The following is a 13,792-nucleotide window of genomic DNA, read 5'->3' as shown; positions in this document are numbered from 1 at the left end:
TGGAAATTGTTAATTATTTAATGAAAATTTGCGAAGAATATCTTCTAATGCATTTACTTGTCTGGTCACTTCGTGATTTGCGCTTGCCATCTTAATACTATTAACATTGAACATTTCAGGATGCTCAGCCACCAGATTCATCGCCTCAGCAAGATTTTCAAAATTCCCCTGGTCAACAACAATTCCGGTGTCTTCACGGATGAATTCTTTAATTCCACCTGAGTTAAAACCAACAATTGGCTTGCCCAGGGATGCTGCTTCTAACATGACCAATGGAAAGGAATCTTCTCTGGATAGCAGCAAAAAGGCATTGCCACAATTTAAGTAATTATAGTAATCTTCTTCTTGGGCACCAATAAATTTAACCCTATCAGGAAATTTTGCCGCTATAGTCTTACTTACATAATAATATGTTCCGCTAGGTTCCTCTCCTCCAATCCAAAGGATTTTAGCATTGGCGGGTATCAATCCCAATAAGGGAATTAAAAAATCTATTCCTTTAATTAAAGTTGTTTTTCCAGAAATTACCCAAATAAAATCAGTTGATTCGAAACCTAAACTGGTTCGAACAACATCAATGGGTTTCGAGCATCTTATTCTGTTTTGATCGATAAAGCCATAAAGGAGTTCCACATTTTTTGCTCCCATGTTTCTTATTTTTTCACATACTACTTCAGAGCATCCAATAAAGCCACTGGAGTAATTAACGATTTTTTCCAGGTTATGATAAGTAATAAAACTATAAGCCATTGGAAGTTCATGAAAATGGGTAATGATTTTAATCCCCAGTTTCCTGGCGATGTCATATACTTCTGGATTGGCAATCGTATTGACATACCAGAAATCAGCTTTAATTTTCTTCTGAATTTGTTTTAGCTGGTAAGCTAAGGGGTCAATTTTAAATATCTTTAAAACACCACGCAGAATTTTGTGGTATAAATTTTTACTTTTTTTATAAGCTATAAACCATTTTACATGAGCAGGCAGTTGATCTATCAGTATCCCTTTTTGTTTGCAAAATACGTAGGATGTAAATTCCGCTCGGTTAAGATTTAATAAAGAATACCACAATAGCATTTCAGAGCCGGTTCTACCTAAGTCTTGCGTAATAAATAATATTCTTTTCATATCTTAAACGTTGTTCTGGCCCTGTAAAAATGGCGATAAACATTACGGATGCAAATTAAGGAATAATTAATTTTATAACTTTTGATAAAGTATTATTTACCCAACATATTGTACTTTGTTAATATCTTTGGATTAATACGTTATTTCATCAGAAACGATATTCTCTATTAATGAAAATTGTAAAATTCCTGGGTGGTTTGGGTAATCAGATGTTTCAATATGCATTTTACCTGTCTTTAAAAAATAATTTTAAGCAAGTTAAGGCTGATATCATTGGTTTTGAAAACTACGAACTACATAATGGAATGGAATTGGAAGAGGTATTTAATATCCAGTTAGATAGGGCTTCTGAATTTTATATCAAACTATATGATCCTAATTGCAGAAAATGGGCATTTAGAAAGTTGCGACGTGTTTTGGGTCTTAAGGATGCATATTTTGAAGAACGAAAACCTTTTGTTTTTGATGAAAGCATATATCTTGACACCAATCACAGGTTATACTGGGGATATTGGCAAAATGAAAAATATTTTCTGAATATAGAAGATAAGATCAGGTCATCTTTTAAGTTTCAGAAACCATTAACCGGTCAAAATGAAGCGATTGTTAAATTAATAGCCGCTTCAGAAAGTATAAGTATTCATGTGAGAAGAGGAGATTATGTTGGGCACAGCCTTTTGGGTGGAATTTGTGAGCGGGACTACTATGAAAATGCAATAGCACTCATTAAAGAAAGCGTTTTAAATCCCGTTTTTTTTGTGTTTTCTAATGATATAGCCTGGTGTAAGGATAATCTCAATGTTGGGGATGCAAAATATATTGCCTGGAATCAAGCCAAAGAAAGTTATAAAGATATGCAGCTCATGAGCCTATGTAAGCATAATATAATTGCCAATAGCAGCTTCAGTTGGTGGGCTGCCTGGTTAAATATTAATAAAGGAAAGCGGGTAATTGCTCCAGCTAAATGGGTAAATGAACCGGGTTATGATGATAGTGATGTGTGCCCTAAAAATTGGATTAAAATATGATTCATCCACAGGTTACCGTTTTTATGGCTGCATACAATGTTGCCGATTTTATCGAAACATCTATTTTAAGTATCCTAAATCAAACTTTTAAGGATTTCGAATTAATTATAGTTAATGATGGATCTGCAGATGATACAGTTGCAGTTGTAGAGCGTTTTGATGATCCTAGAATCAGATTGATTCATAATGATAAAAATAGGGGTATTCCTTTTACCCGAAACAGATTGCTGGAGCTTGCTCAGGGAGAATATATTGCGATCTTAGATAGTGACGACATTGCTTTTCCAGATCGCCTTGAGATACAACATGAATTTCTTTCCGGCCATTCAAATATAGCCCTGTGTGGCGGACATGCCGAAATTATTGATACACAAGGGAACCCAACAGGCCAAAAATTTATACAGCCTGTTGATCAAAATATTAATATGTTTTTCTTCTTTGGCAATCCATTTGTCAATTCAAGCGTAATGTTCAGAGCAGACGTATTTCGTGAAGTTAAGGGCTATAGTGATTACGCCTTAGCAGAGGATTTGGATCTTTTCTTCCGAATATCAGAAAGATACAGTGTATGCAATACCGATAAAGTTTTAGTGCAGTATCGGATACATGGTCAGAATATTACCATAAAAAAATCTGATGGGCAATTTGAAAATGAAAAAAGGATATTGACAAAAATGCAGATAAGTTTAGGCATGAGTCCTACTGAAGAACTTCTGCTAGCTCATCAGGAAGTATTTACCAGAGCACTCGATAAAGCACATTTTACGGAGTATTTTCAACTTCTTAAGGAGATGAAATTTGCTAATGATAAATCAAAGCGTTTTGATAAACATAAATTCAAATCATTCTTATTCAGTAAAGGGATGGAAATTATTCAATCCCAGAAGAAGAATGGTAAAGCACTACAACTATATTTCGACAAAGAATTGTTTGAATGGTCTTTTTTTAGGTTTAAATCTTTTCGCAGGATACTTAAGATAAGTTTAAGAGGTTTGTTTTAGTTTCCTACAGCCCATTTCATTTTTGTTCTGCCAATAAGCCGGGTTAATAAAAAGCAGGTACCATAGGTGATTAAAAACCTAAGCAGTAAGGTGCCAATATCTTGCCATATCGTAAATTCAAGAACATTTAATTTTAAAGGCTGAAAAATTAGCGGGAGGCCTCTATCAATGATAATGATGTGGAGTAAATATATACCAAAAGTTGTTTCTCTGGGTTTAAGATTTTGCTGCAACCAATTAATGTTGCCAATTTTAAGTAATAAGACAAACATAATTAATGAGTATACAATATTGCTTAGCCTTAAAGTGTTATAGGCATCATCAATTCCAATATGATTCAGGTAGCTAGATTCTGCAACAGCAATTGCAAAAGAAATAATAGTGATGATAACTATTTTAGACCAGGACACAGCATTAATTAGCCAGATTACCTTGTCATAATATTTGTTGAAATAAACACCCAGCCATAAGTAAAATACAAATCCAAGTATAGCAGTAGTGTGAGTGGTTTCTATCCAGCCAGCGTAGATGTTAATGCTATAGAACAATGAAAATAGAGATAAGATTGCTCCAAACCAGATGTTGTAAAGATATTTTTTAAATACAAGTAATATTGATATACAGATTAGAAAGTTGAGTATGAACCAATAAGGGCTGAACATCACAATCCTAAAAAATAACATACTGATGAATTTAAATGGCTCGGTAACCAGCTGGCCTACATCTCCGCCTTTGGTATAAGCTATATATCGATCTAAAGTTGTCAATGCAATGAATATCAAAATCCAAAATAACCATGGGCCAATAGTCTTTTTAAATCTGTTTTTAAGGTATTGGCCGGGAGTGTATTCCTGGAACTTATGATTGATTAAAAATCCTCCAATAAGGAAAAAAGCTATAGTACTGAATTTGAAAGATTGTATTATAGAGGTTTCAGTAATTCTATCAAACAGCCTGTTGTAATGATTAGAAGGGACCATTGAGCAATGTTCCATAACAATACCGATCATTGATATACACCTGATCGTATCTACAAAGTTGAAATTTTTTTTCTGAGGCTGTGTTTTATTTGTTAATTCAATATCCATTAATTAAAAAAGGCAGATGTTCGGCGAATATCTGCAAAAAATAATGTTGAATTAACATTCTCGTTTTTTTTAACATTTATGTACAGAAAATATTACAGTCAATTACAAGTGAATTTTTAATTCTGTCAGGCTTTAAACTTTAATTTAACCCTATATATTTCATTAAATTATTCCTTTATCTTAGTAAATATGATAAATAGGATATAAATTGTATGATAAAAAGATTAAAGAAAATATTTTCGAAAAGTAATCCGCAACAGAAAAGATTTAAAACCGAATTTAAAGCGCTGCTTGACCAGGAAACACATTCTCTTAAGCGTTTTACTTTAGATGAGCGAATTTTTTTTCCCTGTTTAAATGACAATACCGCAGAAACGGGCTTTGACAGACATTATGTTTACCACCCAGCATGGGCTACCCGAATTGTACTTAAGAATAAGCCAGATAAACATATAGACATTTCATCTACATTACATTTTTCATCCATTTTATCCGCTTTTTTACCTGTTGAGTTTTATGATTATCGTCCCGCTAAGTTAGATTTGCCTAATTTGAAATCATTAGCTGGTGATTTGTTGAATCTACCATTTGAATCAGATTCCGTAATCTCCTTATCCTGCATGCATACCGTAGAACATGTTGGCCTGGGGAGGTATGGAGATCCAATTGATTATGATGGTGATTTAAAAGCTATAAATGAATTAAAAAGAGTTCTTGCTCCAGGTGGTACGCTGCTTTTTGTGGTTCCTTTAGGTGCTAAGAACGTAATTTGTTTCAATGCCCATCGGATTTATGCTAAGGATCAGGTTTTAACGCTGTTTTCAGATTTAGAATTGATACAATTTGCTTTAATACCGGAAGACGAATCGGATGGCGGTTTAGTTACAGATCCATCAGATGAATTGCTAAGTAGGCAATTTTATGGTTGTGGATGCTTTTGGTTTAGCAAGAAAAAGTAATTGTAAAGGATAATGCTTTTTTAGCAATAGGGAATAAAAAAGGGTCTCAGCTTTTGCTAAGACCCTCTGTAGAAACAACTATTGTTCTATTATAATTTACGTTTAACTTCAACTTGTTCGTAAGCTTCAACGATATCGCCCACTTCAATATTGTTAAAGTTTTGGATGTTCAATCCGCACTCGTAACCTTTTGATACCTCTTTAACATCATCTTTAAAGCGTTTCAATGAAGCAAGCTCACCGGTGTAAACTACAACACCATCTCTAACGATACGGATTTTGCTGTTTCTGGTAATCTTACCATCTAATACCATACATCCTGCGATGGTACCCACTTTAGTAATTTTGAAGGTTTCACGGATTTCAACGTTAGCCACAATTTTCTCTTCAAATTCTGGATCCAACATACCTTCCATCGCCGATTTAATCTCGTTGATTGCATCGTAGATGATAGAATATAGACGAATGTCGATTTGCTCTTGTTCTGCTAATTTACGTGCGCCGGTTGAAGGACGAACCTGGAAACCGATGATAATCGCATCAGAAGCAGATGCTAATAATACATCAGATTCTGAGATCTGACCAACACCCTTACTGATAACATTGATCTGAATCTGCTCAGTAGAAAGTTTCAATAAGGAATCTGATAAAGCCTCGATAGACCCATCCACGTCACCTTTAACAATGATATTAAGCTCTTTAAAGTTACCAATTGCTAAACGACGACCAATTTCATCCAACGTGATGTGTTTCTGCGTGCGTAAGCCTTGCTCACGTTGTAACTGCATACGTTTGTTTGCAATGTCACGTGCTTCACTTTCACTTTCTAATGCATTGAAACGATCACCTGCGGTAGGTGCTCCCTGCATACCCAATACCTGTACAGGTTGTGATGGGCCTGCTGAGTCTACTTTAGCTCCACGCTCATTGGTTAATGCTTTGACACGTCCACTGAAGCTACCCGCTAAAATTGGATCTCCAACTCTTAACGTACCACCTTGAACCAATACCGTAGTTACAATACCACGTCCTTTATCCAAAGCAGCTTCAATTACTGTACCTGTAGCGCGTTTATTAGGGTTAGCTTTAAGCTCTAATAATTCAGCTTCTAATAATACTTTATCTAAAAGTAAATCAACATTTAAGCCGCTTTTACTTGAAATTTCTTGAGATTGGTATTTACCACCCCAATCTTCAACCAAAATATTCATGGTTGATAATTGTTCGCGAACACGGTCTGCATTGGCTCCTGGTTTATCCACTTTCGTGAAAGCGAATACTAAAGGAACACCCGCAGCCTGGGCGTGATTAATCGCCTCTTTTGTTTGAGGCATCACTGCATCGTCCGCTGCAATAACAATAATGGCAATATCAGCTGCTTTCGCACCACGTGCACGCATCGCTGTAAAGGCTTCGTGACCTGGAGTATCTAAGAAAGTTACTTTTTTACCTGAAGAAGTTGTAACCATGTACGCACCAATGTGTTGGGTAATACCACCCGCTTCACCTGCCACAACATTCGCTTTACGGATATAATCCAGTAATGATGTTTTACCATGATCTACGTGTCCCATAATGGTTACTACAGGAGCTCTTTCGATCAAATCTGCTTCGTTATCTTCCTCTTCAATAACATTGTCTTCTTCTTCATCAGGTTTTACGAATTGAATTTCGTAACCAAACTCGTCAGCAACAATGGTTAAAGTTTCAGCATCTAAACGTTGGTTAATGGATACGAACATACCTAAGCTCATACAAGTACCAATAATTTTGGTAACCGGAACGTCCATCATGTTCGCTAATTCATTAGCCGTAACAAATTCTGTTACTTTTAAAATTTTTGATTGCGATTCAAGCTCGTTTGCTGCTTCTTCTGCTGATGATGCAACATCATCACGTTTTTGACGACGTAACTTAGCACGTTGTGCAAATTTACCTGATTTACCGGCTCCACTTAAACGGGCAAGTGTTGCTTTAATTTGATCTTGAATCTCTTTTTCAGATGGTTCTTCTTTTGGCCCGCTTGGTGTTGCGTTTCTATTTTGAAAACCTGGTCTGTTATTATTTCTGTTACCCTGATAAGGTTGTCCACCTTGTCCGGCAGGGCGGTTACCTTGATAAGGTTGACCACCTGGACGGTTACCCTGGTATGGCTGACGTGGTTGATTTCCACCCTGTCCCTGACCTTGGCCCTGTCCTTGAGCAGGATTTTGTCCTTGCTGTCCTTGGCCGGGCTGTCCTGGTCCTCCTGGTGTTTTCTTGCGTTTACGCTTGCGTTTTGCAGCTTCGCTATCGCTAGAAGATGCAACAGGGTTATTTCTTCTGTCTGGAACGGTTGGTAAAGTGATTTTACCAACGATATTTGGTCCAGATAATTTAACTGTACGGGCTTTGATTACCTCAGGTTCAGCAGGTTCTGTTGGTGTGCTCACCGGCTTTTCTTCAACCTTAGGTTGTTCAACAGGTTTTACTGGTTCTGGAGCTTTCGCTACAACAGGAGCCTCTTCCTTTTTAACTTCCACAGGCTTTTCTTCCACTTTAGGTTGTTCTACAGGTTTTACAGGCTCTGGAACTTTCGCTACAACAGGCTCTGGCGCAGGAGTAGTTGGTTCTTCTTTCTTAACCGGGCGTGTTTTTGAGTTCAGATCATTTAAATCAATCTTACCTACAATTTTTACGCCAGGTAGTGCGCCTTCATCGGCCTTTTCCTCTGCTTTAACTTCTTTTACCGGCGCTGCTGCCACAGGAGCTGGTGTTTCTTCCTTAGGTGTTTCTACAACCTTTGGTTTTTCTACCGGAGGAGTAAATGACTGAGCATTTTTAATTAAAATCTCTTCATTTTTCTCAAAATCGGCATTTTTCTTTGGCGCTTCTACTGGCTTTTCAGTCTCAGGCTCGTCGCGACGTATTTTACCAATCACTATTTGTTTGGCTTCTTCTCTTACGATCTTATCTCCCTGATACTCTTTCAACAAGGCATTGTACATTTCACCCGTAAGTTTAAACATAGGGCTCTTCTCGGCAGCGAAGCCCTTCTTGTTTAAAAACTCAACGGCCGTACCCATGCCAATATTAAGTTCTTTAATAGCTTTAATTAAAATGATTGGTTTGTCGTCTGACATTTAGCTCCTTTTATTTTCTAATTGTTATACAAAAGTAGTGTTTATTTGGAAATTACACCACTTATTCAAATTCTGACTGTAAAATTTGAACCACTTCCTTAATGGTTTCCTCTTCTAAATCAGTACGTTTTACTAAATCTTCAACAGTAAGTGCTAAAACACTCTTTGCTGTATCACATCCAATAGCTTTCAATTCGTCAATGATCCAGCTATCGATTTCATCTGAGAATTCTTCCAAATCTACATCCTCATCTTCTTCTCCTGCTTCACGGTAAACATCAATTTCATAACCGGTTAATTTACCAGCAAGTTTAATGTTATGTCCGCCACGGCCAATAGCTAAAGAAACCTGGTCTGGCTTCAGGTAAACTGAAGCATGTTTTGTTTCATCATCTAATTTAATAGAGGTGATTTTAGCAGGGCTTAAAGCACGTGTGATATATAGTGAAATATTGTTAGTGAAGTTAATCACGTCAATGTTTTCGTTTTTCAATTCGCGAACAATACCATGGATACGTGAACCTTTCATACCCACGCATGCTCCAACCGGATCAATACGGTCGTCATAAGATTCAACGGCTACTTTAGCACGCTCTCCTGGTTCCCGCACAATTTTCTTAACCGTAATTAATCCATCAAAAATCTCAGGAACTTCCAGTTCAAACAAACGTTGTAAGAACTCAGGCGCTGTTCTGGAGATAATGATTTTTGGATTGGCATTGATCATCTCTACTTTAGAAATTACTGCTTTAACAGAATCCCCTTTTTTGAAATAATCTGCAGGGATTTGTTCTGTTTTAGGCATTAAAAGTTCATTGCCTTCATCATCTAAAACTAAAGTTTCTTTTTTCCAAACCTGATAAACCTCACCAGTAACAATTTCGCCTACACGATCTTTGTATTTTTTGAAGATTTCGTCTTTCTCTAATTCCAATACTTTAGAAACTAAAGTTTGACGGGCAGCCAGGATTGCTCTACGGCCAAAACTTTCAAGTGTGATTTGTTCAATGTAGTCATCGCCAACTTCTAGTGTTGGGTCGTACTGGTGTACTTCAGCAAGCTCGATCTCTAAATCATCATCCTCAGAAAATCCATCTTCCATTACTTTTCTCGTTCTCCAGATTTCTAAATCCCCATTGTCAGGATTCACAATTACATCACAGTTTTCGTCAGTTCCGTATTTTTTACGCAACATGCTGCGGAAAACTTCTTCCAACACACTGATCACGGTAGGGCGATCGATATTTTTAAAATCTTTGAACTCCTGAAAAGAGTCGATCAAATTAATTGTTGTAGTACTCATTTTTATTTAAATGAAATTAACACACTTGTTTCTATTATATCATTTAACGGCACAATGCTTTCAACTGATACCGCTTTTTTACCTTTTTCTTTAACCGATTCTTCAATCGTTAAGCTATCTTCTGCAACTTGTAGAAGTTTTCCTTCTCTCTTTTTCCCATCTTTAAGCTTTAAACCTACTGTTCGGCCAATGTTTTTAAGGTACTGGCGGTTAAGTTTTAACGGCTCTCCAACGCCGGGAGAGGATACTTCTAAATTGTAAGCCTGTTCTATAGTGTTTTCTTCTTCTAAATGAAAACCTACATGTCTGCTTATGGCTACGCAATCTTGGATGCTAATTCCTTCGTCACCATCTACCTGAATGATTAATTTATTATTTGGTAACATTTTTACATCTACCAAAAATAATTCGGGGCGATCTGCAATTTTCTCCTCAACGAGCGCTTTTACTCTCTTTTCTACCTGCATATTTAACCTGATTTCATAGAAAAAGGGGACAATGTCCCCTTCTCTTTTCTTCGATTACAATACAAAGGTAGTAATTTTTTGGATAAAATCAAATCTAAAGGTTAAAAATTATGTATAAAATTATCGCGTAAGTGTTTGTCGTTGTGGCTGTAACTGCGCTTTAACATTGTTTTTCAGCAGCTGACCTACCGATCCGAATTGAACGCCGATATAGTTTTCAATGAGGTAAGTTTTTCCCTTTACAAAGGCGCTATCGGGGTCAAACCGAACAGAATCGCCAGCTAATTTAAATTTGCCTGGAATTTCTCTCTCCATCTCTAAGCTATCCTGATCACCAGGAATAAACAGAACTGTTACCAGGTTGTTAGAATCCGGATTAGCCTGATAGGCCTTTTGAGCTTCAAACCAACTGGCCTCATCAATATTTTTGATTATTATTGCTGTGCTATCCCCGGAAAACTTAATGATTGGCCTGTTCTTTGCATTGGAGCAAGATTGAGCACAAATGGCAAAAACAACAATAGCCATATATTTTAAAACGCATTTAAACATTCACTAAATTACAAAAACTATGAGATTTATTATTGAAATCCTTTTAACTGGATTAGCCTTTTTCCTGGGTGCAAAATTAGTTCCCGGCGTATCGATTGATGGTTACGGCAATGCAATTATCGCAGCAATTTTAATTGCACTTGCCAATGCAACAATAGGTTTTATTCTGCGGTTACTTACCTTTCCCGTTAATTTTTTAACGCTTGGATTGGTTTCTTTTATTATCACCGTACTGATGATCTTATTGGTTGATAATATGATGACCTCTTTTAATACTTCAGGATTTTTAGCAGCAGCATTCCTGGCAATAGTAGTTGCGCTAATAAAAGCCATTTTTAACGCCATAGCAGGCGAGAAGGAGTAAGTTCTCAGTGGATAGTCTTTAGTCATGAGTAAGAATTTGCTTATGACTAAAGACTCAGTACTGAAGACTAGCGTATCACTTCCCTCGATATCACCATTTTCTGGATTTCTGAGGTCCCTTCATAAATCTGGGTAATTTTGGCATCACGCATTAATCTTTCTACATGATATTCTTTAACAAAACCGTATCCGCCATGTACCTGTACAGCCTCAATGGTTACATCCATAGCTACTTTAGAAGCGTAGAGTTTAGCCATAGAGCCTGCTTGTGTATAAGGTAAGCCCTGATCTTTTAACCATGCGGCTTTGTAAACCAGTAGCCTGGCTGCCTCAATTTGTGTGGCCATATCGGCTAACTTAAAAGCAATTGCCTGATGTTCTGAAATAGGTTTCCCAAAAGACTTTCTTTCTTTTGCATATTGTGTGGCCAGTTCAAAAGCTCCCTGTGCTATTCCTAATGCCTGAGCGGCAATACCGATCCTTCCCCCCTCTAAAGTTTTCATTGCGAATTTAAAACCAAAACCATCTTCTCCAATCCTATTCTCTTTCGGTACTTTAACATCGTTGAACATTAAAGAATGGGTATCAGAACCTCGGATACCTAATTTATTTTCCTTCGGCCCTACTGTGAATCCCTTCATACCTTTCTCCACAATAAATGCATTTATGCCTTTGTGCTTAAGCTCCGGATGCGTTTGTGCTATAACTAGATAGGTTGAAGCAGTTCCGCCATTGGTAATCCAGTTTTTGGTTCCATTTAAAAGGTAATAGTCTCCCTTGTCTTCAGCGGTAGTACGTTGTGAAGTTGCGTCAGAACCAGCTTCCGGTTCAGATAAGCAGAAGGCACCAATTTTTTCTCCAGATGCCAAAGGCTTCAGGTATTTTTCTTTTTGTTCTTCAGTGCCATAAGCTTCCAATCCGAAACAAACCAGAGAGTTATTCACAGAGACGACAACTGAAGCAGATGCATCAATTTTGGAGAGTTCTTCCATGACCAGTACATAAGAGATGGCATCTAGGCCACTTCCATTGTATTTTGGATCGACCATCATGCCCAAAAAACCCAGCTCTCCCAATTTTTTTACCTGTTCTGTGGGAAATTTCTGGTGCTCGTCTCTTTCAATTACACCCGGCTTCAACTCTTGCTGCGCAAAATCTCTCGCTGCCTGTTGAATCATTAATTGCTCTTCACTTAATTCAAAATGCATAACATTATGGATAAAAAGGTTAGTTATCCAAATGTAGCATTTCAAATGTAAATTACTATGGTTGCATAGTAATTTTTTATTTTTTACCTGCTCTTCATACCAAAGTTGCAAGGATATCAGATTTTAGACTGTGCCATTTTCTTGTGGCCCAAACTGATAAATAAGCTCAGGCTGCCCAATGGCAGAACCATTAATATCTGAGAAGAATGGATAATGGTGGAGTAAGCAAGCCCATCTTTAAGTGATACTGCATAGAGGGTAAGGGCTTGAGCAACCATCCAATGAAAAACACCTATTCCGCCCTGAACCGGAGCTGCCATAGCAAAGCTTGAAAATACAATTGCAGTAAACGCAGCATTAATGCCAAGCTGGCTGGTTGCAGGGATGGCCGAAAAAGCAAAATAGATGGAAACCAGATAACAGATCCAGATGCCTAAAGAATAAAGCAGGAAAATGCTTTTATGTTTTAATTTATGGTAAGAACTAAAACCCAGGCGGAGGTTGACAAAGATTCTCAATAGTTTATGCCCGAATTTTTGCCTTAGCCAATAAATTCCTAAAACAGTTAAAGCAATAACTAAAATGCCGATAGAGATGAGCCAGAAATAACTTATGGAGCTAATCTTTTTTTCAAGAACAGGATATATGGAGATGGATAAAAAATCTACAATTATATCATCCTGAAAGATCAGCATAACAGTCGCCGTGAGTATCAAAACCGCAATATCAAAAAGTCTTTCAGTAATTACTGTTCCGATAGATGCAAACATGGGTACCTTTTCTGTGCGGTGAATAACCGTGCAGCGGCCAATTTCTCCAAATCTTGGTAGAGCTAAGTTCGCAAGGTAACCAACCATTACCGCATGATAGGTATTCCAGAAACTTACAGGATAGCGCATAGAATGATATAACATTCGCCACCTCAGGGCACGAAGTATATGGGCAATCCACACGGAGAAAGCAGAGATCCCAATCCATAAAAAGTTCGCAGATTTGATCTCCAGCCAGATTTTATCTAGATCCTGACCCCTAAATGCTAAAAATAAAACACCTAATCCTATTAAAAACAGGATCAGATATTTCAATACTGTTTTTAGATTCAGGTTCACAATTTTATTTTAACAAATGGTTATTGTCATCCGGGAAAACTAAGATAGGATTATATTTTTTAGCTTCTTCTATCGGAAGTGAGCCATAAGACATAATAATAAGGATATCGCCAAGTTGTGCCAAACGAGCTGTAGCACCATTTAAGCAAATGGTTCCTGTGCCACGCTCTCCTTTAATTACATAAGTTTCAAAGCGCGCGCCATTATTATTGTTTACGATCTGCACCTTCTCGTTAGCAATAATGTTAGCTGCATCCATTAAATCTTCATCAATCGTAATACTGCCAACATAGTTGAGCTCAGCCTGTGTTACTCTAACACGATGTATTTTCGATTTTAATATTGTGATAACCATTCGGCAAAGTTAGTAATCAGTTTGGAGTTTTTAGTCATGATATTGGAGTTTTGGAGTAGCGTAGGGTCTTGTGTGCTTCATTAATTAATATTTAGTACTTAGACATAAT

13 protein-coding genes are annotated in these 13,792 nt (G+C 37.1%); 4 read left to right on the top strand and 9 right to left on the bottom strand.

The genetic code is table 11. The annotated features are described in order from the left end of the window. Positions 1–9 precede the first annotated feature (9 nt). Positions 10–1,128 carry a glycosyltransferase family 4 protein gene (locus ACQY77_RS10440; protein WP_421942202.1) on the bottom strand — a complete coding sequence of 373 codons (1,119 nt, stop codon included), beginning with the start codon at positions 1,126–1,128 and terminating at the stop codon, positions 10–12. A 170-nt stretch (positions 1,129–1,298) separates the two neighbouring features. Here ACQY77_RS10440 and ACQY77_RS10435 point away from each other — a divergent pair, with 170 nt between their 5' ends. Together ACQY77_RS10435 and ACQY77_RS10430 are read left to right on the top strand one after the other, a co-directional pair. Then, complete coding sequence (locus ACQY77_RS10435; protein ID WP_421942203.1) at positions 1,299–2,156, top strand: alpha-1,2-fucosyltransferase; 858 nt, start codon at positions 1,299–1,301, stop codon at positions 2,154–2,156. Beyond that, complete coding sequence (locus ACQY77_RS10430) at positions 2,153–3,157, top strand: glycosyltransferase family 2 protein (RefSeq protein ID WP_421942204.1); 1,005 nt, start codon at positions 2,153–2,155, stop codon at positions 3,155–3,157. Before ACQY77_RS10435 ends, ACQY77_RS10430 begins: the two co-directional genes overlap by 4 nt. Here ACQY77_RS10430 and ACQY77_RS10425 read toward each other — a convergent pair. Further along, positions 3,154–4,245, bottom strand: a complete 1,092-nt coding sequence (locus ACQY77_RS10425; protein ID WP_421942205.1) for an acyltransferase family protein — start codon at positions 4,243–4,245, stop codon at positions 3,154–3,156. The genes ACQY77_RS10430 and ACQY77_RS10425 overlap by 4 nt on opposite strands. Positions 4,246–4,457: 212 nt before the next feature. Between ACQY77_RS10425 and ACQY77_RS10420 the strand changes: the two genes are divergently transcribed. Continuing rightward, positions 4,458–5,204: a DUF268 domain-containing protein gene (locus ACQY77_RS10420; RefSeq protein WP_421942206.1), complete on the top strand. Its 747-nt coding sequence runs from the start codon at positions 4,458–4,460 to the stop codon at positions 5,202–5,204. A gap of 89 nt (positions 5,205–5,293) precedes the next feature. On the opposite strand, the gene infB is transcribed toward ACQY77_RS10420, so the two are convergent. The 4 genes from infB to ACQY77_RS10400 all read right to left on the bottom strand — a co-directional run bounded on the left by infB (position 5,294) and on the right by ACQY77_RS10400 (position 10,624). Beyond that, entirely contained in the window at positions 5,294–8,326 is a 3,033-nt protein-coding gene (gene infB / locus ACQY77_RS10415; protein ID WP_421942207.1) for a translation initiation factor IF-2, read from the bottom strand. Between the two features lie 61 nt (positions 8,327–8,387). Then, entirely contained in the window at positions 8,388–9,629 is a 1,242-nt protein-coding gene (nusA, locus tag ACQY77_RS10410; protein ID WP_421942208.1) for a transcription termination factor NusA, read from the bottom strand. 2 nt (positions 9,630–9,631) lie between these two features. Continuing rightward, positions 9,632–10,096, bottom strand: coding sequence for a ribosome assembly cofactor RimP (gene rimP, locus ACQY77_RS10405; protein WP_421942209.1), 465 nt, complete (start codon positions 10,094–10,096; stop codon positions 9,632–9,634). Positions 10,097–10,216: 120 nt separating this feature from the next. Continuing rightward, complete coding sequence (locus ACQY77_RS10400) at positions 10,217–10,624, bottom strand: hypothetical protein (RefSeq protein ID WP_421942210.1); 408 nt, start codon at positions 10,622–10,624, stop codon at positions 10,217–10,219. Positions 10,625–10,667: 43 nt separating this feature from the next. On the opposite strand from ACQY77_RS10400, the gene ACQY77_RS10395 reads away from it, so the two are divergent. Then, positions 10,668–11,012 carry a phage holin family protein gene (locus ACQY77_RS10395; protein WP_421942211.1) on the top strand — a complete coding sequence of 115 codons (345 nt, stop codon included), beginning with the start codon at positions 10,668–10,670 and terminating at the stop codon, positions 11,010–11,012. 67 nt (positions 11,013–11,079) lie between these two features. On the opposite strand, the gene ACQY77_RS10390 is transcribed toward ACQY77_RS10395, so the two are convergent. The 3 genes from ACQY77_RS10390 to panD all read right to left on the bottom strand — a co-directional run bounded on the left by ACQY77_RS10390 (position 11,080) and on the right by panD (position 13,683). Continuing rightward, positions 11,080–12,219 (bottom strand): acyl-CoA dehydrogenase, encoded by a 1,140-nt coding sequence (locus tag ACQY77_RS10390; protein ID WP_421942212.1) that lies wholly within the window; start codon positions 12,217–12,219, stop codon positions 11,080–11,082. A gap of 116 nt (positions 12,220–12,335) precedes the next feature. Continuing rightward, positions 12,336–13,328 carry a lysylphosphatidylglycerol synthase transmembrane domain-containing protein gene (locus ACQY77_RS10385; RefSeq protein WP_421942213.1) on the bottom strand — a complete coding sequence of 331 codons (993 nt, stop codon included), beginning with the start codon at positions 13,326–13,328 and terminating at the stop codon, positions 12,336–12,338. Positions 13,329–13,332: 4 nt separating this feature from the next. Then, entirely contained in the window at positions 13,333–13,683 is a 351-nt protein-coding gene (gene panD / locus ACQY77_RS10380) for an aspartate 1-decarboxylase (protein WP_029274491.1), read from the bottom strand. Positions 13,684–13,792 lie beyond the last annotated feature (109 nt).

The organism is Pedobacter sp. (genome assembly GCF_965279535.1).
Classification (GTDB): domain Bacteria; phylum Bacteroidota; class Bacteroidia; order Sphingobacteriales; family Sphingobacteriaceae; genus Pedobacter.
Note: the sequence above shows the minus strand (reverse complement) of the source record. Positions and strands in the feature narration are given on the sequence as shown.